This window comes from Nocardioides sp. Leaf307 (assembly GCF_001423135.1).
Taxonomy (GTDB): Bacteria; Actinomycetota; Actinomycetes; order Propionibacteriales; family Nocardioidaceae; genus Nocardioides; species Nocardioides kribbensis.
Genome location: NZ_LMNY01000001.1, coordinates 195,068 through 217,168 on the forward strand (window position 1 = coordinate 195,068; position 22,101 = coordinate 217,168).

At 75.8% G+C, this 22,101-nt stretch carries 21 protein-coding genes; 8 read left to right on the plus strand and 13 right to left on the minus strand.

The features are described 5' to 3' along the window. The first annotated feature begins 23 nt into the window (after positions 1–23). Entirely contained in the window at positions 24–557 is a 534-nt protein-coding gene (locus ASF50_RS00825; protein ID WP_056903189.1) for a gamma carbonic anhydrase family protein, read from the plus strand. A gap of 340 nt (positions 558–897) precedes the next feature. Then, complete coding sequence (locus ASF50_RS00830; protein WP_056863137.1) at positions 898–1,668, plus strand: crotonase/enoyl-CoA hydratase family protein; 771 nt, start codon at positions 898–900, stop codon at positions 1,666–1,668. A 152-nt stretch (positions 1,669–1,820) separates the two neighbouring features. On the opposite strand, the gene ASF50_RS18700 is transcribed toward ASF50_RS00830, so the two are convergent. Together ASF50_RS18700 and ASF50_RS00835 are read right to left on the minus strand one after the other, a co-directional pair. Beyond that, positions 1,821–2,021, minus strand: a complete 201-nt coding sequence (locus ASF50_RS18700) for a hypothetical protein (RefSeq protein ID WP_156697772.1) — start codon at positions 2,019–2,021, stop codon at positions 1,821–1,823. 120 nt (positions 2,022–2,141) lie between these two features. Beyond that, the gene (locus ASF50_RS00835; RefSeq protein WP_056903190.1) at positions 2,142–2,543 is read right to left on the minus strand and encodes a hypothetical protein; all 402 of its coding nucleotides are present in this window, start codon (positions 2,541–2,543) and stop codon (positions 2,142–2,144) included. Between the two features lie 226 nt (positions 2,544–2,769). Here ASF50_RS00835 and ASF50_RS00840 point away from each other — a divergent pair, with 226 nt between their 5' ends. Continuing rightward, a complete protein-coding gene (locus tag ASF50_RS00840) occupies positions 2,770–3,651 on the plus strand; it encodes an AAA family ATPase (RefSeq protein WP_056903191.1) in 882 nt (293 codons plus the stop codon). Next, positions 3,648–5,105: a VWA domain-containing protein gene (locus ASF50_RS00845; RefSeq protein WP_056863140.1), complete on the plus strand. Its 1,458-nt coding sequence runs from the start codon at positions 3,648–3,650 to the stop codon at positions 5,103–5,105. Before ASF50_RS00840 ends, ASF50_RS00845 begins: the two co-directional genes overlap by 4 nt. Before the next feature lie 11 nt (positions 5,106–5,116). Here the strand turns inward: ASF50_RS00845 and ASF50_RS00850 are convergent, their stop codons facing one another. From ASF50_RS00850 to ASF50_RS00880, 7 genes are all read right to left on the minus strand, one after another. Beyond that, on the minus strand, positions 5,117–6,448 hold the full coding sequence (locus ASF50_RS00850) for a hypothetical protein (RefSeq protein ID WP_056903192.1): 1,332 nt from the start codon (positions 6,446–6,448) through the stop codon (positions 5,117–5,119). Positions 6,449–6,600: 152 nt separating this feature from the next. Further along, positions 6,601–7,566 carry a hypothetical protein gene (locus ASF50_RS00855; protein ID WP_056903193.1) on the minus strand — a complete coding sequence of 322 codons (966 nt, stop codon included), beginning with the start codon at positions 7,564–7,566 and terminating at the stop codon, positions 6,601–6,603. Between the two features lie 84 nt (positions 7,567–7,650). After that, the gene (locus tag ASF50_RS00860; RefSeq protein WP_200918975.1) at positions 7,651–8,103 is read right to left on the minus strand and encodes a hypothetical protein; all 453 of its coding nucleotides are present in this window, start codon (positions 8,101–8,103) and stop codon (positions 7,651–7,653) included. 112 nt (positions 8,104–8,215) lie between these two features. Next, positions 8,216–9,742, minus strand: coding sequence for a hypothetical protein (locus tag ASF50_RS00865; RefSeq protein ID WP_056903194.1), 1,527 nt, complete (start codon positions 9,740–9,742; stop codon positions 8,216–8,218). Beyond that, positions 9,739–10,725, minus strand: coding sequence for a hypothetical protein (locus ASF50_RS00870; protein ID WP_056903195.1), 987 nt, complete (start codon positions 10,723–10,725; stop codon positions 9,739–9,741). Before ASF50_RS00870 ends, ASF50_RS00865 begins: the two co-directional genes overlap by 4 nt. Then, positions 10,725–11,189: a WXG100 family type VII secretion target gene (locus ASF50_RS00875; RefSeq protein WP_056903196.1), complete on the minus strand. Its 465-nt coding sequence runs from the start codon at positions 11,187–11,189 to the stop codon at positions 10,725–10,727. Before ASF50_RS00875 ends, ASF50_RS00870 begins: the two co-directional genes overlap by 1 nt. Before the next feature lie 78 nt (positions 11,190–11,267). Continuing rightward, positions 11,268–12,464, minus strand: coding sequence for a pyridoxal phosphate-dependent aminotransferase (locus ASF50_RS00880; protein WP_235557512.1), 1,197 nt, complete (start codon positions 12,462–12,464; stop codon positions 11,268–11,270). Positions 12,465–12,588: 124 nt separating this feature from the next. Here ASF50_RS00880 and ASF50_RS00885 point away from each other — a divergent pair, with 124 nt between their 5' ends. After that, positions 12,589–14,100, plus strand: coding sequence for a potassium/proton antiporter (locus ASF50_RS00885; RefSeq protein ID WP_056903197.1), 1,512 nt, complete (start codon positions 12,589–12,591; stop codon positions 14,098–14,100). Positions 14,101–14,108: 8 nt separating this feature from the next. Here ASF50_RS00885 and ASF50_RS00890 read toward each other — a convergent pair whose 3' ends face one another. The 4 genes from ASF50_RS00890 to eccCa all read right to left on the minus strand — a co-directional run bounded on the left by ASF50_RS00890 (position 14,109) and on the right by eccCa (position 19,421). Next, on the minus strand, positions 14,109–14,624 hold the full coding sequence (locus ASF50_RS00890; RefSeq protein WP_056863147.1) for a LytR C-terminal domain-containing protein: 516 nt from the start codon (positions 14,622–14,624) through the stop codon (positions 14,109–14,111). Then, positions 14,621–14,938: a type II toxin-antitoxin system VapB family antitoxin gene (locus ASF50_RS00895; protein ID WP_056903198.1), complete on the minus strand. Its 318-nt coding sequence runs from the start codon at positions 14,936–14,938 to the stop codon at positions 14,621–14,623. The genes ASF50_RS00890 and ASF50_RS00895 overlap by 4 nt, the downstream gene beginning before the upstream one ends. A 69-nt stretch (positions 14,939–15,007) precedes the next feature. Further along, positions 15,008–15,163: a hypothetical protein gene (locus ASF50_RS19205; protein WP_162242262.1), complete on the minus strand. Its 156-nt coding sequence runs from the start codon at positions 15,161–15,163 to the stop codon at positions 15,008–15,010. Positions 15,164–15,401: 238 nt separating this feature from the next. Continuing rightward, complete coding sequence (gene eccCa, locus ASF50_RS00900; protein ID WP_228941198.1) at positions 15,402–19,421, minus strand: type VII secretion protein EccCa; 4,020 nt, start codon at positions 19,419–19,421, stop codon at positions 15,402–15,404. Between the two features lie 212 nt (positions 19,422–19,633). Here eccCa and ASF50_RS00905 point away from each other — a divergent pair, with 212 nt between their 5' ends. The 3 genes from ASF50_RS00905 (at position 19,634) to ASF50_RS00915 (ending at position 21,929) form a co-directional block, all read left to right on the plus strand. Then, the gene (locus ASF50_RS00905; RefSeq protein WP_056903199.1) at positions 19,634–21,004 is read left to right on the plus strand and encodes a hypothetical protein; all 1,371 of its coding nucleotides are present in this window, start codon (positions 19,634–19,636) and stop codon (positions 21,002–21,004) included. A 269-nt stretch (positions 21,005–21,273) separates the two neighbouring features. Then, complete coding sequence (locus ASF50_RS18255; RefSeq protein WP_056863150.1) at positions 21,274–21,600, plus strand: WXG100 family type VII secretion target; 327 nt, start codon at positions 21,274–21,276, stop codon at positions 21,598–21,600. Between the two features lie 32 nt (positions 21,601–21,632). Then, positions 21,633–21,929, plus strand: a complete 297-nt coding sequence (locus tag ASF50_RS00915) for a WXG100 family type VII secretion target (RefSeq protein WP_056863151.1) — start codon at positions 21,633–21,635, stop codon at positions 21,927–21,929. Positions 21,930–22,101 lie beyond the last annotated feature (172 nt).

Genomic DNA, 22,101 nt, shown 5'->3' on the forward strand with positions numbered 1-22,101 from the left:
CCGGGAGAGTGTGGAATGGCTCCATGCCGCTCTACGAGTTCGAGGGCAAGCGCCCCACCGTGCACCCCGACGCCTTCATCGCCCCCACCGCCACCCTCATCGGCGACGTGACCGTGGAGGCCGGCGCGAGCATCTGGTACGGCGCGGTCCTGCGCGCCGACATCTGCACGATCGTGGTGCGGGAGGGCACCAACGTGCAGGACGGCTCGGTGCTCCACGCCGCACCCGGCGAGACGCTCACGGTCGGCCCGAACGCCTCGATCGGCCACTCCTGCGTGGTCCACTGCGCGGAGGTCGGCGAGCAGGCGCTCATCGGCAACGGCAGCACCCTGCTCGACGGCGCCCGCATCGGCGCGCGCACCCTGGTCGGCGCCGGCTCGGTGGTCACCCCCGGCGCGGTCATCGAGGGCGGCGTCGTGGCCACCGGCGTCCCCGCCCGCGCGGTCAAGCCCGTCGCCGGCAGCAGCTCCGAGCCGTGGATCGAGTCCAACGCCCGCTACTACCAGGACCTCGCCCGCCGCCACGCCGCCGGCGCCGGTCCGCTGGGCGAGGACTGAGCGGGCCGGTCCGTCGCGGGCGTCATACGAGGGGTGGATGCGCATCCACGGTGTGCATGACGTCCTGTGGCGGGCGCGGCGGGGTGGCGGGGACGTCATACGAGGGGTGGATGCGCATCCACGGTGCGCATGACGTCCCGCGGCGGGCGCGGCGGCGTGGCGGACGCGGCGGTGACGTCATACGAGGGGTGGATGCGCATCCACGGTGTGCATGACGTCCGGGGGCGGGCGGTGCGGCGGTTGCGGCGGCGCGGCGGTGACGTCATACGAGAGGTGGATGCGCATCCACGGTGCGCATGACGTCCGGGGGCGGGCGGTGCGGGGGTCCTACGCTGCGGGCATGAGCGCTCCCGCCGTACGCGTCGAGACCGAGGGGCCGGTCACCACCGTGGTGCTCCACCGCCCGCACGCCCGCAACGCCGTCGACGGTCCCACGGCCGCCGCGCTGGCCGCGGCCTTCCGGGCCTTCGACGCCGACCAGACCCAGTCAGTGGCGGTGCTGTGGGGCGAGGGAGGCACGTTCTGCGCCGGAGCCGACCTCAAGGCGGTCGGCGGCGAGCACGGCAACCGGGTCGACGACGTCGACCAGGACGCCCCGATGGGTCCCACCCGGATGCGGCTGGGCAAGCCGGTGGTCGCCGCGATCGAGGGGTACGCCGTCGCGGGCGGGCTCGAGCTGGCCGCGTGGTGCGACCTGAGGGTCGCCGCCGAGGACGCCGTGCTCGGCGTCTTCTGCCGGCGCTGGGGCGTGCCGCTGATCGACGGCGGCACCGTGCGGCTGCCCCGCCTGATCGGCGCCTCCCGGGCCCTCGACCTCGTGCTCACCGGCCGTCCGGTGGGCGCCGTCGAGGCTGAGCGGATCGGCCTGGTCAACCGCGTGGTCTCCCCGGGCGGGGCGCGCGCCGCGGCCGAGACCCTCGCCCGCGAGCTCGCGGGTCTCCCCCAGGAGTGCCTGCGCCACGACCGGCTCTCGCTGCTGGAGCAGGACGGACTGCCCGAGGCCGAGGCCCTGGCCGTCGAGCTCGACCACGGCCGGGCCTCGCTCGCGGCGGGAGCGCTGGAGGGCGCCGCCCGCTTCGCGTCCGGGGCCGGGCGGCACGGCGCCTTCTGACCCCTCGACGGTGGGTCCTGGCAGCGCGCCGGGCGGCGGGTCCTGGCGGCGGGTCCTGGCAGCGGGTCCTGGCAGCGGGTCCTGGCAGCGGGTCCCGGCAGCGGGTCCCAACGGCGGGTCCCGGCAGCGGGTCCCGGCAGCGGGTCCCGGGGTCAGTCGCCGGGGCCGAGGACGGTGACGGCGGCCTGGCGCGGCGCGCCCGGACCGTCGCCGGTGCCGCCGGTGCCGGCCGACCCGACGCCCTGGCCGCCGCCGAGCGGCAGGCCGACCAGCAGGATCATCAGCAGCGTGAAGACCGTGGCCTTCACGGCTCGCACCGCGGTCACGGCGGCGGCGGGAGGACGGCGTCGCATGACGTTCCAACGAGCCTCGGGTCCGGGGGTGACGGCCCCGGCCGTGGATCCCCGCGGCATGCGCCGGGCGGCCGGTCCGGCACGACGAGCGGTCCCCGCGGGGCCCGGCGCGGGCTGGCCTCAGCGCGGGGCGGGCCCGAGGCACACGGCGACCAGCTCACCGGGGGCCTCACCCGTCCACGCGGCCCAGCTCCGGTCGAAGCCGGTCACCCGGACCATCCCGTCGCGCCCGCGCAGCAGCGCCTGCGCGGGGATGACGTCGGGTCCGAGGCCCTGGGTGGAGCAGCGGTGGCGGGCCATCAGCGCGTCGACCCGGTCGGGCACGTCGGCGACGGGCTCGGCGCTCAGCCCCGGGGCCGACCCGGACGGCTCCGTCGTACGCGGGCCGAGCACGAGCGCCACCACGAGCGCGGCCAGGAGCACCACCACCGCGAGCCGGACCCCGACCAGCAGCCGGGCCACCAGCGGCGGCGGGTTCGACGGCGGGGTCGACGGCGGGGCGACGTCGGCGGAGGGGTGCATGGCGGGCTCCTGGGGGGAGGGCCACCGGCGGCGGCGACCGCGGAGGTGGGTGACGGGGGGAGGGGGAGCTGCGGGTCCCGGAACCACGCCCACGGACCCCGCCGGGGCTCGTGGTCCCCTCTCAACGACCCGCGCGCACCGAGGTGACCCTCCCGGCCGGCGAGGCACCGGCCGGTCCAGACCGGTCCCGCGCCCGGAAGCACCGCCGGTGGGACAGGATGGGGCCATGACCTCCTCCTGGTTCTCCTCCCCGGCGCAGGCCGTCGAGCGGCTCGCCGCGGCGGGCTACCTCGCCGACACCCCCACCGCGACGACCTCCTACCTCGCAGGGGCGCTGGAGAAGCCGCTGCTCGTCGAGGGCCCGGCGGGGGTGGGCAAGACCGAGCTGGCCAAGGCCGTCGCGCGGGCCTGCGACGCCGAGCTGGTGCGGCTGCAGTGCTACGAGGGCCTCGACGAGGCCCGCGCGCTCTACGAGTGGAACTACAAGAAGCAGCTGCTGCGCATCCAGGCCTCGCAGGGGGCCCAGGAGGGTGCGCAGGAGTGGAGCGCCACCCACGACGACATCTTCACCGACGAGTTCCTGCTGACCCGCCCGCTGCTCACCGCCATCCGGCGCGAGGAGCCCACGGTGCTGCTCATCGACGAGGTCGACAAGACCGACGTGGAGGTCGAGGGTCTGCTGCTCGAGGTGCTCTCGGACTTCCAGGTCACGATCCCCGAGCTCGGCACGGTGACCGCGGTGCGCCGGCCCTTCGTCGTGCTCACCTCCAACGCCAGCCGCGAGCTCTCCGAGGCGGTCAAGCGCCGCTGCCTCTACCTCCACCTCGACTACCCCGACGCCGAGCGGGAGCGGGAGATCGTCTCCTCGCAGGTGCCGGGGCTCGACGACCGCGTCGCCGAGCAGCTGGTGGCCATGGTGGGCCGGATGCGCGAGCTGGAGCTGAAGAAGGCGCCGTCGATCGCGGAGTCGGTCGACTGGGCGCGCACCCTCATCGCCCTCGAGATCCGCGACCTCGACGACAAGGCCGTCACCGACACCCTCGGGGTCGTGCTCAAGCACGCCTCCGACCACGACCGCGCGGTGCGCGAGCTGCGGCTGCGGGCATGACCGCGGCCGGCACGAGCGGCCTCCTCGAGCGGCACATCGCCTTCCTCGAGGCGCTGCGCGCCGCCGGCCTCCCGGTCTCGCTCGCCGAGGACCTCGACGCCATCGCCGCGCTCACCGCGCTGAGCTGGGACGACCGGGCCCTCGTCCGGGAGGGGTACGCCGCGACGCTGGTCAAGCGTCGCGCCCAGCGACCCACCTTCGACGCCCTCTTCGACCTCTACTTCCCGCGCCTGGTCGGCGACGGCGGCCTCGGGCTCGACGGCACCCCCGGCGGCTCGACCGCCGACACCTCGCCCGACGGCGAGCCCGACGGGCCCGACGCTCCCGACGGCCCCGACGCCGCGGGGGAGGGCGTGCGCGACAACGCCGCGGCGCTCACCGACTTCCGCGAGCGCCTGCTCGACGCCCTGCTGGCCGGCGACGACGACGCCCTCGCGCGCATGGCCGCGGAGATGGTGGGCCGCTTCGGAGCGATGCCGGGCCGCGGCCCGGGACTGTCCTCGTGGTCGGCCTACACCGCGCTGCAGCGCGTGGCGCCCGGCGAGCTGGTCGACAAGATCGTGGCCGGGCTGGTCGCGGGCGGTCGCGGCGACGAGGAGGCCGACCGCGCGGCCGCCCAGCGGATCGGCGCCTTCACCCGCACCGTCGAGGCCGACGCGCGCCGCCGCATCGGCGAGGAGAAGGGGCCCGACCACGTCGCCTCGGTGGCGATGCGGCCCACCATCGACCGGCTCGACTTCCTCTCCATGCGTCGCGCCGACCTGGAGGAGATGCGGCGCGAGATCCACCCGCTCGCACGTCGCCTGGCCAGCCGGCTGACCCAGGAGCACCACTCGCGACGTCGCGGCCCACTGGACTTCCGGCGCACGGTGAGGGCGTCGATGTCGACCGGTGGCGTGCCCCTGACCACCCACCACAAGCCGCGCCGGCCCCACCGCACCGAGCTGGTCGTGCTGTGCGACGTCAGCGGGTCGGTGGCCCACTTCGCGCAGTTCACCCTGCTGCTGGTCTTCGCGCTGCGCGACCAGTTCCAGGCCGTGCGCGCCTTCACCTTCGTCGACGACGTGCACGAGGTGACGCCGTACTTCCGCCCCGGCGCCGACCTCGTCGACGTGATGGGCGACCTGGCGGCCAGCGCGGCCCACGCCGCCCGCTTCGGGCGCACCAACTACGGCCGCGCCCTCACCCGCTTCGCCGAGGAGCACCCCGACGCGCTGGGTCCGCGCTCGTCGCTGCTGGTGCTGGGCGACGCCCGCTCCAACTACGCCGACCTCCGCCTCGACGTGCTGCGCGAGCTGACCGCCGGCATCCGTCACTCCTGGTGGCTCAACCCCGAGCACCGGCGCCACTGGGACACCGGTGACTCCGCCGCGTCGCGCTACGGCGAGGTCGTGCCGATGGTGGAGTGCCGCAACCTGACCCAGCTCGGGGAGTTCGTCCACCAGGTGCTGTGAGGCGGCCCGGGTCAGCCGGCCAGGTAGCCCAGCCCCTGGATGCGCTGGATCTCTGCGCGCAGCTCCGGGTGGGTCGCGCTGTCGGCGGCCCGGGCACCGGCGAGGTAGACGCTGGTGCCGTCGGCGCGGGCCGAGGCCCCCTCGAAGACCACCGTGACGCGGTGCGGCAGACCGGCGTTGACCAGCGACCCGAGCAGCGCGACCGGGTCGGAGCGGTCCTCCAGCGACAGCACCCGTGTGGTCTCCGGCACGCGCGTCACCTGCGCGCCCGGCGCGCCGGCGGTCACGACCTGGTCGACCACGAAGTGCGGCGAGGCGACGGTGGCGGCGATCTCGGCGGCGGTCACACCGCCCTGCGCCGACCCGACGAGCATCACGCGCGCGCCCTCGTCGCCGGCCACGGCGCGCTCCACCGCGGCCACGACCTCGGCGTCGTAGGCGGTGTGGTCGCCCCCGACCAGCCGCAGCCGGCCCTCCCCGGCCTCGGGGCCGGGCAGGTAGGCGATGTAGCGCTGCGGGCCGACCCGCTGCACGGTGACGCTGCGCCGGCTCGCGGCCAGCGCGGTCAGCAGCTCCTCGATGCTGCGGGGTGCGCGCTGCACCGGGTCGTCCGCGCCGGGGACGCCGGGCCCGTCCGCGCCGCCGGCCTCCGGCGCGTCCGCGAAGACGGGGGCCCCATCGTCCACGAGGCCGCCGGCGACGTCGCGCAGGGCGGAGCCGAGGTCGGTGGGGAAGTCGGCGACCCCGGCGGCGCGCAGACCGCCGGCGGCCGCGACCCGCTGCGTGTCGCCCGCGAGCACGCCGACCGTGAGCATCGAGCGCATCTGCAGCCCGTCGAGCAGGCCACCGCCGCCGCTGCTCACGTGGTCCATCAGCTCGGGGTTGTTCTCGGCCAGCTCGTTGAGATAGGCCGCCACGCCGTCACGGTCGAGGGCGTCGGTCTCGATCAGCCCGGCCGACACGATCGCGCCACCCAGGGCCACGCCGGGGGCGAGGTAGCCGATGGCACGACCGGCGATGGAGCCGAGGGTCTCGTAGGCCGCCGACTGCAGCTCGTCGATCCACCGGTAGGTCAGCACCGTCGCCCGGAGCACGAGCGCGTCGGCGTCGAGCTCGATGGAGCGGGTCAGCAGGCCGTGCTTGCCGGCGGTGGCGGCGCGGATGTCGTCCTCGGCCCGCGCCCAGGTCGACCGGGAGAGGTCGGCGGAGTCGGCGACGTCGGGGTCGCGCAGGATCTCCACGCCGAGGCGGGCCCGCTCGCGCACGTGCTGGCCGGCCGCGTCGAACTCGTCGGCGAGCCGCATCATCTGGTCGTACTTGTCGGCGAGGTCGGCGTCCTCCACCGCCGAGCGCGGCGCGGGTGTCGCCGCTCCCGCGTCTCCCGCGTCTCCCGCGGACCCGTCGGGCCGCCGGCCGAGGAGCTCCCCGAGGAGATCGCTACCGGGTCCGCTGCCGGGTCCGCTGGCGGGCGTGCCCTGGTCGGGCACGTCCCCGGTCACCGGGTCACCTCGGCGAGCACGGGCGCCAGCTCGGCGGCGAGGTCGGGCGGCTCGACGCGGTGCACGCCCACCCGGTGCTCGTCGTCGACGTGGCGCGGACGCAGCGCGCGCCAGCCGTCGGCGAGCAGCACCCAGGAGACGACTCCGACCACGCTCGTGCTCGCGCTGGAGACGTCGGCGACCAGCGCCCGCAGGCGGCCCCGTGCCTCGGTGGTCAGGGCGCCGAGCGCGCCCACGGTGGCGGCGTCGTCGAGCGTCGCCTGCCGACCGGCCCAGCGCTCGTCGGCGCCGGTCCCGCTCATCGAGCGGGTGCGGCCGGTGTGCTGCGCGACCAGCACCGGCAGCAGGTCGCTGCGCCCCGAGCGCACCGCCTCGCCCGCGGCGTCGACCAGCGCGAAGGGGGCGTCGAGCACCGCCGGCACCTGCGAGGTACTCAGCGCGAGGTCCTCGGGCGCCACGGCCACCCGGGCCAGCTCCATGGCCCACTGGGAGACCGGGAACCACGCCAGCTCGAAGACGATGCCGTCGGCCGTCGCCAGGGTGGCGACGGCGTCCCCGGCCTGGCGGTGCCAGGCCTTGCAGCGCAGGGGGCCGACCGCGAGGTCGACGTCGAGGGCGACGGCCGGCGTGGCGAGCAGGCCGACGGCTCCGAGAAGGCCGGAGTCGACCTCGCCGCCCGCCAGCAGGCCACGGCGGCCCAACGAGGCCTCGGGGTCGTGCAGGGACGACAGCGCCGAGGCGTACGCCGCGTCCTCCGTCGTGCCGCGGCTCGAGCCGAGGCGACCGTCCAGGCCGCCCGGGCCCGCGGCGGGCGCGGGCGTGGGGGCGAACGGCAGCGGAGCGCCTCCGGCGGCCTCGGCCACCAGGTGCAGCTCGGCCAGGGTGAGGGCCACCCGTCGCGGCAGCGCGTCGAGCAGGTTGGCCGCCGGGGGCGGCGGGTTGCTCAGGTCGATGGTGGGCATCGGCGTCCTCTCGAGACGGTGTCGGGGGGTGGGCCGGACGGGGTCACGGGCTCACGCGGCCCGGGGGCCCGGGTGGGGGGAGGGTCACAGGCCCGGGAGCTCGACGCTCAGCCAGTCGCGGTGCCCCGCGGGTGGCGCGTCGAAGCCGGCGACCTGCTCGTCGGCCGGGTCGGCGAGACGTCGCACCCCGAGGGCGGCGTCGGCGTCGGCGTGGGCCTGCACCGCGGCGACGCGGGCGCGGGCGTCGGCGACCAGCGTCGCCGCGCGTCGCTCGCGCTCGCCGATGGTCTCCTGCAGGAGGCCGACCTCCTGGGCGTGCCGCTCCAGGGAGTCGGCGGCGGCGTCGTGGTCGGCGGCGGCGTCGCGCAGGTGCCCGGCGCGCTCCCTGACCCGCTCGCGCATCGCCTCGGCGGCCCGTCCGCTCCAGCCGACGGCCTCGGTGCGGGCGACCAGCCGGTCGGCCAGGGCACGGATGTCGCCGCCCTGCTCGCGCAGCTGCAGCACCCGCCTGCGCATGACGTCGGTGTCGCCGTACATCGTGCCTCCCTCGCCTCTCCTCGTGCGCTCGCTTTCCCCGGGCCCGGGGCGGCGAAACCAGGGCCCCGGCCCGCGTCGGGGCCCGTGGTCGGCCCGTGGTCGGCCCGTGGTCTCAGCGCTCGGCGACCACCTGGAGCACCTGGCTGGAGGCGGTGGAGTGGCCGCCGGGGTCGAGGAAGCCGGCGGCGGTGAGGCTCTGGACCTGCTCCACGACGCCGGGGTGGGTCGAGGCGTCGAGCGCTGCGGCGCCGGCGACGTAGGCAGGTAGTCCGTGGTGGCCCACCACGCCCGCGCCGCCGGCGTCGAAGCCGACCGTGAGCTGCTCGGCGGTGTCGGGGTTGTCCTCGCCGTCGAGCAGGGGCACGACGTCGCCGTGGTTCTCCAGCGACACCACGTGGGCACCGGCCGGGAAGCCGTCGAGGTGGGCGGTGGGGGAGCCGGCGGTCACGACGTGGGTGACGTCGTAGGGGCTGCCCTGCGCGAGCAGGGCCGCGGCGGTCATGCCGCCCTGGGAGTGACCCACGAGCAGGACCGGCTCGTCGGGCTGCACCCCGGCCTGCTCGAGCGCGGCGACCACACCGTCCTGGTAGGCGTTGCTCTCGCCGGCGAGCAGGAGGTAGTTGGTCGCCATGTCGCGCACGTCGGAGTCCTGGGTCCACGGCAGCGTGCCGAGGTCGTCGGTGCCGGGCAGGTAGACGACGTGGCGCACCTGGCCGTCGGGCCCGTGGAGCGTCTGCACCTCCACGGCTCCCGGGGCCCCGCGCCCGTCGGGCCCCGACAGCGCGGCGACCTGCTGGAGGTGGGTCAGCAGCCCGGCGAGGGTGGCCGGGGCGACGGCGCCGAGGCCCACCGCGAGGTCGCCGCGCGGCACCGCGACACCGGTGCGGTCGTCGTAGAGCGCGGCGAGCAGGCCTGCGGCCGACTCAATGTCGGGGGTCGACGACGGCAGCCCGAAGGGCCCGCCCGGTGTCACCGGCGTGAGCCCGTCCCAGAGGCCGTCGAGCAGCCCGCCGCCGCCGTTGGCGAGGTGCTGCACCAGCCCGGGGTGCTCGAGCAGCCACTGCTCGGTGAGCCGGCCGACCCCCGTCAGGCCCCGGTCGAGGTCGCGCCGCACCGACGGCGGCAGCGCCGGGCGGAGCAGCGTCGGCCAGAGCAGGGCCGCCGCCCCGCCCACGACCACGGCGCCGGGCAGCCACAGCGGGGCCGAGGCGGTCAGCGTGAAGCCCCCCGCCCGGCCGGCGAGCAGGTCCACGGCCTCGAAGGTGGCCCGCACCAGCTCGTCGCTCTCGCGCAGCCAGTGCAGCGTCACCCGCACCATCACGGCGTCGGTCTCCCAGGCCGCGGAGGCGGCCAGCGCCCCGTCCGGTCCGGCGCAGGCGGCCACCACGGCGGCCTCGGCCGCTGCGAACGTGCGCGGCGCCAGCGGCGCCGAGGCCAGCAGGTCGGCGTCGAGCAGCACCCGCGACCCCTCGCCCGCCCAGTCGCGCAGCCGGTCCCCGGAGGCGTCGTACGCCGAGGCCAGCGCGACCAGCTGCGGCCAGCTCGCCGCGAGGCCGGTCGCGCCGCCGGTGAGCGACGTCAGGGGCGGGAGGGCGTGGCCCGGTGCGTCGGTGACCGTGGGGTCGCCGGGGGCGCTCACGACGCGACCCCGGCGACGAGCCGGGCCACCTCGCGGCCCAGGGCGGAGGGCTCGACGTGGTGCACCCCGACCTGGGACACCCCCGAGTCCACGTGGGGACGCAGGGTGCGCCAGCCGTCGCTGAAGAGCAGCCAGCTCACCCAGCCGACCTTGCGACGGCCGTCGTCGCCCTGGCCGGAGACCACGGCGCGCAGGCGTCCGACCACCCCGGAGTGCAGCAGCTGCACCTGCTCACGGGCGTCGGCGCCCTCCGGCACGCGCATGTGCGGCAGGTGACGGCGCAGCAGCTCCTCGGTGAGCCGGGGGGCGTCGGTGCGGCGCGCCACGCCCACGCCGAGCATGAGCTCGTGGGGCAGGGTGAGGTCGCGCGCCGGCGGCGTGGGCGCCAGGGCGCTGGTGACCGCGGCGACGCGGGCCAGCTCCGCGGCCCACGAGCGGTCGTCGAACCAGCCGATCTCCACCTGCGCGCCCGCGGTCGCGACCGCGGTGACCCGCCCCGCGCGCCGGCGGTGCCAGGCGCGCAGCTGGACGTCGGTCGACCCACCCGGCCCGGCGCCGTCACCCGGGGCGGCGCCCGTCGTCGGGCGGCGCACGACGAGGTCGAGGTCGACCGCGGTCTCGGGGCGGGCCAGCACGTCGAGGGCGCCGGGCAGCTCCGGGAAGAGCCGGCCCGAGGCGTCGACCAGGCCGAGCCCGCCGAGCTCCTCCCACGGGTCGGTCGTGTCGTCGGGGTCGTGGGGCGGCACGGGCGCCGGACGCATCGAGCCGTCGAGGGTCCGGTCGGGGCCGGTGCGGCGGGCGACCTGCCACGGCATCGGTGACTCCAGGCGCCGGCCCAGGGCCTCGGCCGCGCGCCGCGAGACCCGCACCCGGCGCGGATCCTCGCTCTCCTGGCCGGCTCCGGCTCCGGCTGCGGCTGCGGGTCCGGCCCCGTGCTCGGCCCCGGCGCCGTCGAGACGGCCGAGGTCGATCCGGGTCGTCATCAGGCCGCGCTCCCGAGGCCGGGCAGCAGGCCCGGCAGCTCCAGGTCGAGCCAGTCGCGGTGGCCCGGGGGCGGTGGGGTGATCCGCTCGAGCCGGTCGGCCAGTCCTCCGGTCCAGTCGTCGAGCCGCCCGCCGAGCGGGTCCAGCCAGTCGTCGGCGCGCTCGCGCACCGCGTCGAGGAGCCCGGCGAGGCGGCGCTCGGCCGCGGCGATGAACTCGCGCAGCCGGTCGACCTCGCGGGCGTGGCGCTCGAGGGCCTCGGCGGCGGCGTCGTGGAGGGCGGCCGTGCGCCGCAGGTCGCCCGCCCGCTGCCGGGCCCGTTCGCGCACGGCGTCGGCGGCGACGCCGGTCCAGGCGGTGGCCTCCGCCCGACCCACCAGCCGGTCGGCCTCGGCGCGGACGTCGCCCGCCACGTCGCGCATGCGGCGGGCGAGACCGAGGAGGGCCGAGGGGTCGCCGTACATCGTGGACCTCCGAGGGGGGGTGGGCGGTGGGCCTGGTGCCGTGGCAGGACCGTGCCCGACCTCGACGGCGCGGAAACGTCACGGGCGCAGGGCTGTGGAGAGCCGGTCGAGGCCCTCCTCGACCACGGCGGTGGGGCCAGCGAAGCTCAGCCGCACCGAGCGGTGGCCCTCGACCACGTCGAAGTCGACGCCCGGGGCCACGCCCACGCCGGTGCGGGCGAGCAGGTCGCGGGCGAAGGTCATGGAGTCGTCGGTGAGGTGGGAGACGTCGGCGTAGACGTAGAACGCCCCGTCGGCGGGCGCGAGGCGGCTCAGTCCCAGCCGCGGCAGCCCGTCGAGCAGCAGCCGCCGGTTGTGGGCGTAGCGCTCCACGTGGGCGTCGAGCTCGGCGTAGGTCTCCTCGGTGAAGGCCGCGAGGCACGCACGCTGGGCGAGCACGGGCGGGCAGATGGTGAAGTTGCCGGTGAGCACGTCGACGGCGCGCCGCAGGTCGCGCGGCACGAGCATCCAGCCGATGCGCCACCCGGTCATGGAGAAGTACTTGCTGAAGCTGGAGAAGACCACGGCCTGGCGGCTGGTCTCCCACGCCGAGCGGGCCAGCCGGGCCTGCGGGCCCTGCTCGAGCGGGGCGTACTCGATGCCGTGGTAGATCTCGTCGGAGATCAGCCGCACCCCGTGCTCCTCGGCCCAGCGGGCGAGGGCGGCGAGCTCCTCGGGCAGCAGCATGGTGCCGGTGGGGTTGGCGGGGCTGGCCACCACCAGGCCCGAGAGCCCCACCTCGGCGTGCAGCGCGTCGAGCTGCTCGACCGTGGGCTGGAAGCGGGTCTCCGGGCCGGTCGCCACCTCGACGACCTCGCAGCCGAGCGCCGTGAGCACGTTGCGGTAGCAGGGGTAGCCCGGGCGCGCGATCGCCACGCGGTCGCCGTGCTCGAAGGCGGCGAGGAAGGCGAGCAGGAAGCCGCCGCTGCTCCCGGTGGTGACGACGACGTCGTCGGCCTCGACGTCGATGCCGTGGGTGCGCCGGTGGTGGCCCGCGATGGCCTCGCGCAGCTCCAGCACCCCGGTGGCCGGGGTGTAGCCCAGCGGGTCGCCCGACCCGAGCAGCCGCACGGCCTCGGCGGCGACCGGGCCGGGGGCGCCGGTGCTGGGCTGGCCGGCCAGCAGGTCGACGAGGTCGCCGTGGGTGCGCCGGCGCTCCGCCGCCGCGGCCAGCATGTCCATCACGTGGAAGGGGGGTACGGCGGCGCGGCTGGCCACCTGCATCCGGTCGGTCACCCTGCGACCCTAGAAGGGGACCCCAGTGGGGACCCTGGAGGGCGTCCGGGAGCGGTCGCGGCGCTCCGCGGCGGTCTCCCGCGCCGATAGACTGCGTGCCCGCCACCCCACGCGCAGAGGTGACATGACCTTCGACGTCCACCAGCTCGACCAGTTCGTGCTGGTCGGCTCGGCCGTCACGCTCCTGGCGATCCTGGCCGTGCGGATCTCCTCGCGCGCCGGGCTGCCCAGCCTGCTGTTCTACCTGCTGATGGGCGTCGCGCTCGGCGAGGCCGGCCTCGGCATCGGCTTCGAGGACGCCGAGCTGGCCCACGCCCTCGGGTTCGCGGCCCTGGCCGTCATCCTGGCCGAGGGCGGGCTCACCACCAGCTGGCGCGAGGCGCGACCGGTGATGCGCCTGGGCCTGTCGCTGGCCACGGTCGGCGTCGCGGTCTCGGTCGCGGTGGTCGCCGTCGGGGCGCACTACGTGCTGGGCCTGCCGTGGGAGCTGGCCGTGCTGCTGGGTGCGGTGTGCTCGCCCACCGACGCCGCCGCGGTGTTCTCGGTGCTGCGGGTCGTGCCGCTGCCCCGCCGGCTCACCGGCACCCTGGAGGCCGAGTCGGGCCTCAACGACGCCCCCACGGTGGTGCTGGTCACCCTCATCTCGACCGGGGCGGTCGGCGAGCACCCGCCGCTGGCGGTGCTCGCGATCATCGTCTTCGAGCTCGCGGTCGGTGTGGCCCTGGGGCTCGCTGCGGGCTTCGGCGGCGCCTGGACGATGCGCCGCGCCGCCCTGCCCTCCTCCGGTCTCTACCCCCTGGCCGTGCTCTGCCTGACCTTCCTGGCCTACGGCGGCGCCACGGCGCTGCACGGCAGCGGCTTCGCGGCCGTCTACGTCGCCGCGCTCGTGCTCGGCAACTCCGAGCTGCCCCACCGCGCGGCCACCCGGTCCTTCGCCGAGGGCGTCGCCTGGCTGGCCCAGATCGGACTCTTCGTCATGCTCGGTCTGCTGCTCTCGCCGGGCCGCATCGACGCCGCGACCGTGGGTCTGGCGGTGGTGGCCGGGTTGCTGCTGACCTTCGTGGCCCGACCGCTGTCGGTGGCGGTGAGCGCCCTGGCCCAGCCGATGCCGCCGCGGCAGCTGGCCTTCCTGTCCTGGGCCGGACTGCGCGGTGCCGTGCCGATCGTGCTGATGACCATCCCGCTGTCGGAGGGGGTCGAGGGGGCCGAGCGGCTCTTCGACATCGTGTTCGTGATGGTGGTGCTCTACACCCTCCTCACCGGGCCGACCCTGCCCTGGGTGGCGCGCGTGCTGCGGGTCGCCCGCCGCTCCGAGCCGCGCGACCTCGAGCTCGAGGCCGCGCCCCTCGAGCGGGTGGCCGCCGACCTGCTCCAGATCACCATCAGCCCGGTCTCGCGCCTGCACGGCGTGGAGGTGGGCGAGCTGCGGCTGCCCGTGGGGGTGTCGGTGTCGATGGTCATCCGCGACGGCCGGACGCTCGTGCCCGACCCGCGCACGGTGCTGCGACGCGGCGACGACCTGCTCGTCGTGACCCCGCGCAAGCAGCGCGAGCTCACCGAGGAGCGGCTGCGCCTGGTCAGTGCCTCGGGCCGCCTGGCGCGGTGGAGCAGCCCGGAGCAGGGTCCGCGGGGCTGAGCCGCCGGTCAGGCGTCGGGCGGCACGCAGACGGTGGCGTCGCCGCGGACCTTGACCTGCTGCTTGCCCGGCAGGAGCTCGTCGAAGTCGTCGCCGACGACCACGACGACGCCGTCGACCGGGGCGTCGCGGCGCACGACCTCGGTGTCGGCGCCGAGGTGGGTCCGCACCAGCCGCACCGCGGGGTTGGTGGGGTCGTCGGTCCAGATCTGGGCGCGGGCCACGTCGGCGTCGCCCGGCGCGTCCTGACCGCTGCCCCGGGCGAAGCCGGCGTCGACCAGTCCCTGCAGCGTCCGCCCCGCCAGTCCCGAGCGGTCGCCGGCGTTGAGCACGCTGACGAGGACCTGGGCGCTGCTCAGCGTCGAGCCCCGGGCCACGTCGGTCTCGACGCAGGCGCTCGAGGAGGCCTCGTCGGAGTCGGAGAAGGGGGCGGTGACGGCCGAGAGGCCCCACGCCGCCCCGGCCACGAGCAGGACGGCGAGCACGGTCAGCGTGATCGCCGAGCGGGCCTGGGCGCTGTTCACGACGCGGTCCCCGCGCCGGTCCCGGCCACGGCGTGCACGCGCGCGTGCAGCACGGTGCGCTGCTGGAGCGCCGCGCGCAGCGCGCGGTGCAGACCATCCTCGAGGTAGTACTCCCCGCGCCACTCCACGACGTGGGCGAACAGGTCGCCGTAGAAGGTGGAGTCCTCGTCGAGGAGCGCTGCGAGCTGGAGGGTGTCCTTGGTGGTCACCAGCTGGTCGAGGCGCACCTGGCGCGGCGGCACGTCGGCCCAGCCGTGCGAGGACAGGCCGTGGGCGGGATAGGGACGGCCCTCGCCCACGCGCTTGAAGATCACGCCGCGACTATAACCAGCCCGACGTGCGCCGTGGCCGCGGCGAGGCGGCCCCGGCGCACCCCGGACGGGTCAGGCCGACCAGCGCAGCGAGTCGTCGACCAGGTCGGCGAGGGCGTTGACGCCCCGCAGGTCGGCGCGCTCGCCCATGAGGCGGGCGAGGGCCTGCGAGTGGCGGGTCTTGAGGTCGCGCTGCTGGCGCGCACGCTCGAGGTCCCGGTCGGACACGGTGGGGTTCTCCATCATCGGCCTCCCTGACTGGTGCCTGTCGGCGTGACCGGGACCCGTGTCCCGGTCGGAGGCTCCAGCGTGGGGTGCGTCGATGGCCGCACTGTTGAGCGCGGGTTACGAGCAGGTCTCACGTGCCGTGACGTACGACTCGCGGTCGACCGCGCCGTTCCGCCCCGCCCGCGGCCGTCGTGTGCTGCCGACGGTCACGGGACGGGCGCGGGACGGGCGCGGGGCCCTACAGGGTGGGCTCGCTCCAGGCGTTCTGGATGACCTCGACGCCGCGGTCGCGGGTGACCAGGCGGGCCCGGCCGGCGGGGGCGGGCAGCGGCCGCAGGTTGCGGATGAGCGGCCCCTCGTCGGGGCTGCCCGAGAGCAGCATGCCCGGCATGGCCAGGTCGCGCAGCGACTGGATGACCGGCTCGTAGAGCGAGCGCGAGGCGCCGCCGGAGCGGCGGGTCACCACGACGTGCAGACCCACGTCGCGGGCCTGGGCGAGCATCGGCTGCAGCGCCTGGAGCGGGGAGCTCTGCTGGGTGGCGACCAGGTCGTAGTCGTCGACGAGCAGGAACACCTCCGCGCCGGCCCACCAGCTGCGGTTGCGCAGCTGGTCGGGGGTGACGTCGGGTCCGGGGATGCGGTTCTCGAGGTAGGTCGCGAGGTCCTTGAGCACCGGCGTGGCCTGGGTGGCCGAGGTCATGTAGTTGAGCAGGTAGTCCTCGGGCACCTCCCCGAGCAGCGAGCGGCGGTAGTCGACGAGGAAGATCTGGGCCTGCCGGGGCGTGCGGGTGCGCACGATCTCTTGGGCGTAGGTGCGCAGCAGGGCGCTCTTGCCCGACTGGCCGTCGCCGAAGACCAGCAGGTGGGGCTCGGCGTCGACGTCGAGCCCCACCGGGGCCAGCTCCTTCTCGTTGATGCCGAGCAGGATCGGCCCGCCGGGCTTCTCGGCCGCGGGGTCGACCTCGGCGAGACCGGCGAGGCGGCGCACCTGCTCGAGGTCGATCCGCTCCGGCAGCAGCCGCAGCTTGGGACCCGCAGGGCCGGTCCAGGCGTCGGCCACCCGGGTGATGAGGTCGTCGACCCCGTCGCCGAGGTTGTCGGCGGAGGCGTCGCCGTCGATGCGGGGCAGCGCGCCGAGGAAGTGCAGCTTGCTGCTGACCAGGCCACGGCCGGGCCGACCGGCCGGCACGAGGGCGGCCACCTTGCGGTCGATCTCGGAGTCGATGTGGTCACCCAGCTTGAGCTCCAGGCGCGTGCCGAGCACGTCGCGCATCGCGGCGCGCATGTCCGACCAGCGCGCGGCGCCCAGCAGCATGTGCAGGCCGAAGGTCAGGCCGCGCCCGGCGAGCTGCTGGAGCTCGATCTCGATGTCGTCGAAGTCGGCGCGCAGCGTGCTCCAGCCGTCGACGACGAGGAACACGTCGCCGTAGCCGTCGTCGGCACGGCCCTGGGCGCGGCGGCTGCGGTAGGTCTCGATGGAGTCGATGCCGTGCGCGCGGAAGTAGGCCTCGCGCCGGTCCACGATCCCGACGACCTCGGCGATGATGCGCCGGATCACGTCGGGCTCGGAGCGCGTCGCGACCCCCGAGACGTGGGGCAGGCGGGCCAGCGGGGTGAACGTGCCGCCGCCGAAGTCGAGCACGAAGAATTGCGACTCGGTCGGCGTGGTGGTCAACGCCATGCTGGTCACGACGCTGCGCAGCAGGGTGCTCTTGCCCGAGCGCGGCCCGCCGACGACCACGACGTGGCCGGCGGCGCCGGTGAGGTTGACGGTGAGGGTGTCGCGGCGCTGCTCGCGCGGGCGGTCGACGGTGCCGAGGGGGATCGTGAGGCCGGGCAGCTCGCGCCAGCGGCGCGAGACCAGGCCGAGCTCGGGATCGGCCTCCAGGTCGCCGAAGAGCTGGTCGAGGGTGTCGGGCACGTCGAGCGGCGGCAGCCAGACCTGGTGGGCCTCGGGGCCGTGCCCGACCATGCGGTCGACCGCGATGTCGAGCAGGGACTTCTGCTGGCCCTCCTGCTTGGCCGCGGGCCGCGGTGCCTCCTCCGGCTCGGGTGCGCTCGGCACCTCGAGCATCTGCACCTCGGAGACGGTGAAGGGCAGGATCCCCTGCACGTGGCCGCCCTCGTCGCGGATCACCCGGGTGCGACCCGACGGCGGGCCCGAGACGTAGGCGGCCTTGAAGCGCACCATGCTGGTCGGGTCGGGCTTGAGGTAGCCCAGGCCGGGCACGGCCGGCAGCTCGTAGGCGTCGGGCACGCCGAGCACCGCACGGGACTCCTGGGCGCTGAAGGTGCGCAGGCCCACGCGGTAGGACAGGTGCGACTCCAGGCCGCGCAGCCGGCCCTCCTCCAGGCGCTGGGAGGCCAGCAGCAGGTGCAGCCCCAGCGAGCGGCCGAGGCGGCCGATGGCCACGAAGAGGTCGATGAACTCCGGCTTGGCCGAGAGCATCTCGGAGAATTCGTCGACCACGATGAAGAGCGAGGGCATCGGCTCGAGGTCCTCGCCGGCGGCGCGGGCCTTCTCGTAGTCGCGGATCGAGGCGTAGTTGCCGGCGGCGCGCAGCAGCTCCTGGCGGCGCACCATCTCCCCCGACAGGGCGTCCTGCATGCGGTCGACGAGGGTGAGCTCCTCGGAGAGGTTGGTGATGACCGCGGAGACGTGGGGCATCTCCGACATGCCGGCGAAGGTCGCGCCGCCCTTGAAGTCGACCAGCACGAGGTTGAGCTGCTCGGGGGAGTGGGTCATCACGAGACCGAGCACCAGCGTGCGGAGGAACTCCGACTTGCCCGATCCCGTGGCCCCGATGCACAGGCCGTGGGGTCCCATGCCCTGCTGCGCCGACTCCTTGATGTCGAGGTGCACCAGCCCTCCGCCCTCGCCGTTGCCGATCGGCACCCGCAGCCGGTCGCGCGCGGGCCGGGCGCGCCAGGCCACCGCGGGGTCGAAGGTGTGCACGTCGCCGAGCGAGAGCAGCTCCATGAAGTCGGTCGGCCCGGTGATCTCGCCGCCGGAGGGCGCGGCGTCGCCGCCGGTCGCGGCCACCGTGTGCAGCGGGGTCAGGCGCCGCGCGAAGGCCTCCGCGGTGGCCAGGTCGCACTGGTCGGCGCGCGCCCGGATGGGCTCCTCGCGCAGGCGCAGCGCCTCCACCGGCACGCGGCCGTCGGCGCCGACCTCGCCGCCGAAGAGCAGTCGCAGGCTGCTGGCGTCGTCCATCTCGTCCCACCGCGAGGGCAGGTCGAGCACCGTCACGCCGTGCAGGCCGTCGGGTGGGATGACGTGGTTGCCCGGAGGCAGCGTGGCGCCGTCGAGCACCAGCAGCAGGTGGGGCGTGGCCGGCCGCTCGTCGGCCCCGAAGCGGGGCCGGTCGGAGAGGTCCTCGGGCAGCAGGGCCGCGAGGTCGTCGAGGGAGGTGCTGACCATGCGCATCGGCCCGACGGCGTCGGTGGCCCGCGGGCTCAGGCTGTGGGGCAGCCACTTGACCCAGTCCCAGTGGGCCAGGGTGCGCTCGGAGGCCAGGACCGCCACCACGAGGTGGTCCGGCGACTGGAACGCCGTGGCCGAGCAGATCAGCGCCCGGGCCAGCGCGCGGGTGGGGTCGTCGGGCCCGCACAGCTCGAGGCGGTCGAAGGCGCGCAGGTCGACCGACGCCGGGAGGTCGGGCTGCAGCCGGTGCACGACGAGCAGACGGTGCAGCGCGGAGGCGGCGGCCGGGTCGACCTGGTCGATCGGCGCCGACTCGGGCGGCACCAGCTCGAGCCCGAGCGGCTGGGCGCACACTCCGTACCGGACGTGGAGGAACTGGGGGTCGGCGGTGCCGTGCTCCCAGACCCGCGAGCGCTCCTCGGCGATCGCGGGCAGCGAGGAGGGCTCGGGGTGGTGCCAGGTCAGCGCGCGGCGCTGCTGGTCGGCGGCGTCGCGGGCGATCTTGCGCACGCCGGCGAGGTAGCGCAGGTACTCGGTGCGCGAGCCCGTCACGCTCTGGGCGCGCTGCTTCCGCTGCCGGTCGATCTGCACGACGATGAAGCCGAGGGTGGCGAAGAGGAACATGCCGGCCGCGATGTAGGAGCGCCCGCCGGTCTGCCCGCCCATGCTGGCCACCAGCACGATCGAGCCGAGGCTGCCGAGCATCGGGATCGCGTTCATCAGGACGCCGCCGGCGCCCTCGCTGTCCTCGATCTCGGGCGGGGCCTGCAGGACGATCTGACCGGAGGGCATCTCCGGCTCCTCGAGCCGGTGCCCGCGCAGCGTCGTGGTCAACGAGGTCCCCTCGGGGTCGGTCTGGCCGGGTGACGGGGCTCCGACCGGGGTCGCGCCGCGCGACCGGGTGGGGTGGTCGGGCTGGGGTCCAGCGATGATAGGCGCCGCACCGCCGACCGACTACCCTGCGTGCGACCGGGCCAAACCGCCCGGGCACGCCCCCTGGTCCGGCGCCGGCCGGGGGGCCCGGGCGCCAGGCGCGTGGAGCAGCCGTGGCCGGAGCGAGCAGCAACGTCGGTGACAGCGTCGCGCTGACCGTGCACGGGCCCCGCGGGTCCCTCGACCTGGTCGTGCCCACGGCGGTCACCGTGCTCGACGTCGCCCGGGAGTACGCCACCCAGGCCGGTCTGGCCGACGTGCCGCCGCTGGGCACCCACCGCGGCGCCACCCTCGAGCCCGGCGCCTCCCTCGCCGGGTCGGGCGTGCGGGCCGGCGACGTGCTCGTCGCCCTCACCGCCCCCACCACGGCCCCCTCGCCCTCCCGGTCACGGCGCGGCTCCACCGGACCCTCCGACGCGCCCGGCGCCCTGGCGGTGGTCTGGCTGGCGCTCGCCGCGGCGACCGCGGTGCTGGCGGGGCTGCTCGCCACCCGCGCCGACGGCACGACCCGCGACCTCACGGTGGGGCTGCTGGTCGCCGCCGCCGTGGTCGGCGTGATGCCCGTCGGTCGTCTCGCGGGCCACCGTGCCCTGGCCGCCCCGGTCTTCGCCGGCGCCGCCGCGCTCGCGGTCGTCTGGGACCCCGAGCCGGCCCGGCTGCCCACGGTCATCGGCCTCGCCGCCCTCGTCGCGGCCCTCACCGCGGCGGTGGGCCGCTCGCTCGACCAGCGGCAGGAGGAGGGGCTGCGCGTCTGGATCGTCGTGGGCTCCCTGGTCTTCGTGCTCGCCACCGGCTGCGCGCTGGTCGGCTTCGAGCCGCCGGTGGTCTGGTCACTGCTGCTCGTCGTGGCCGTGCTGGCCCCCCGCTTCGTCCCCGCCTACGCCGTGGACGTGCCCGACCAGCTGCTCGTCGACCTGGAGCGCCTCGCCGTGAGCGCCTGGTCGGCGCGGGAGCGTCCGCGCGGGCGGCGCGGTCGCACCGTCGTGCGCCCCTCCGCGGTCGAGACCGTCGCCGAGCAGGGCGCCCGCACGCTGACGGCCTGGTCGGCCGCGGTGCTGGTGCTGGTCGCGGTCGCGGCCCCCCTGCTGCTGGCCTCGGCCACCCTGCCGGTCGACCGGGTGGGTGCGCGCGTGCTCGTCGGTCTCAGCGGCGCCGCCCTGCTGCTGGCGGCCCGCAGCTACCGCCACGTCGCGGCGCGGGCCCTGCTGCGGTGCGCAGGCCTCGTGTGCTGGCTCGTGCTGCTCGTCGCGCTCGTCGGGGCGCTGCGCGAGGGCGCCGGCACCCTGCTCGCGGTCGGGTCCGTGCTGCTGGCCGCGCTCGTCGTGCTCGTCGCCGTCGCGACGGGCCGGGGGTGGCGCTCGGCCTGGTGGTCGCGGCGGGCCGAGGTGGCCGAGGGTCTCGTGGGGGCCGGGGCGCTGGCCAGCGTCGTGGTCGCGGTCGGGATCTTCCGCGTGCTCTGGGAGAGCATCAACCTGCCCGGCTGACCCGTCGTGGGGACCTGGCGCGAGGGCCGCGCCGCCACGGCGAGCCGCGCCCGACACGCCCCTGCGGCCGGGGTCCTGCACAGGTCTGCGGCGGGCCAGGTTTAGCCCCAGGGGCCCCGGGTAGACCGATGCGTGTCCGCCACCGGCGCCGCGCAGGACGTCACAGCGCTCGTCCCGCGTCGCTCCGGTCCCGGGCCCCGGACCACGGCACAGCGACACCCCCACCCCCGCGCGGCGAGACGGCCGCACCCCCGAAAGAAGGAGTTGGCATGTCCAACGAGTACGGCCAAGGCGAAAAGGTCCTCTCCCGCGCAGCCGGCATGGTTGCGGAGGCCAAGGGCGACTTCGACAACATCTCCAAGACCCTCATGGGCAACGTCGAGCAGCTCAAGTCCCAGTGGGGCGGCCAGGGCTTCCGCGCCTTCGACACGCTCTCGCAGGAGTGGCAGGCCAAGCAGAACAAGATCCTGAGCGCGCTCAACGTCTTCGAGTCCAACCTCCAGACCACGGAGAAGGACAACGTCGCCACCGACGAGTCGCAGTCCTCGACCATGGCGTCCATCAGCGCCGGCCTCGACGCCGCTCCCGGCGTCTGACCCCCCACAGACCACAGCAAGGAGACACAGCCATGTCGCTCGACGGAATCAAGGTCAACCACGCCGGACTCGACACCGGTGCGCAGGACCTCGCCACCGGCGTGAAGAACATCGAGAACCGCCTGCAGCAGCTCGAGGACGAGCTCAGCGAGCTCAAGGGCGCCTGGGTCGGCAACGCCCGCCTCGCCTACGACGACGCCAAGCGCAAGTGGGACCAGGCCATCCTGGAGATGAAGGACCTGCTCGCCCGCACCAGCAACGCCGTCGCCACCGCCAACACCGAGTACCGCGAGGCCGACAAGCGCGGCGCCGGCCTCTTCGGCGGCTGAGCCCAGCACCCACCCCGAGGGGGTCGGCACCGTCCGGTGCCGGCCCCCTCGTCGTGCCGTCCGCCCCCGTCGCGCGGCACCGCTAGCATCACTGCCGGTCTGGACCGGGGAGTCCGCGGACCACCACGGGGTAGACCGGTGGGCGATCGACCCAGCGCACAGCACCGGAGGG

Coding starts and splice junctions, on each gene's coding strand:
- ASF50_RS00855 (WP_056903193.1), bottom strand. CDS start 7,566: ATGCCCACCATCGACCTGAGCAACCCGCCGCCCCCGGCGGCCAACCTG.
- ASF50_RS00915 (WP_056863151.1), top strand. CDS start 21,633: ATGTCGCTCGACGGAATCAAGGTCAACCACGCCGGACTCGACACCGGT.
- ASF50_RS18700 (WP_156697772.1), bottom strand. CDS start 2,021: ATGCGACGCCGTCCTCCCGCCGCCGCCGTGACCGCGGTGCGAGCCGTG.
- ASF50_RS00845 (WP_056863140.1), top strand. CDS start 3,648: ATGACCGCGGCCGGCACGAGCGGCCTCCTCGAGCGGCACATCGCCTTC.
- ASF50_RS00870 (WP_056903195.1), bottom strand. CDS start 10,725: ATGACGACCCGGATCGACCTCGGCCGTCTCGACGGCGCCGGGGCCGAG.
- ASF50_RS00830 (WP_056863137.1), top strand. CDS start 898: ATGAGCGCTCCCGCCGTACGCGTCGAGACCGAGGGGCCGGTCACCACC.
- ASF50_RS00825 (WP_056903189.1), top strand. CDS start 24: ATGCCGCTCTACGAGTTCGAGGGCAAGCGCCCCACCGTGCACCCCGAC.
- ASF50_RS00875 (WP_056903196.1), bottom strand. CDS start 11,189: ATGTACGGCGACCCCTCGGCCCTCCTCGGTCTCGCCCGCCGCATGCGC.
- ASF50_RS00835 (WP_056903190.1), bottom strand. CDS start 2,543: ATGCACCCCTCCGCCGACGTCGCCCCGCCGTCGACCCCGCCGTCGAAC.
- ASF50_RS18255 (WP_056863150.1), top strand. CDS start 21,274: ATGTCCAACGAGTACGGCCAAGGCGAAAAGGTCCTCTCCCGCGCAGCC.
- ASF50_RS00840 (WP_056903191.1), top strand. CDS start 2,770: ATGACCTCCTCCTGGTTCTCCTCCCCGGCGCAGGCCGTCGAGCGGCTC.
- ASF50_RS00860 (WP_200918975.1), bottom strand. CDS start 8,103: ATGTACGGCGACACCGACGTCATGCGCAGGCGGGTGCTGCAGCTGCGC.
- ASF50_RS00885 (WP_056903197.1), top strand. CDS start 12,589: ATGACCTTCGACGTCCACCAGCTCGACCAGTTCGTGCTGGTCGGCTCG.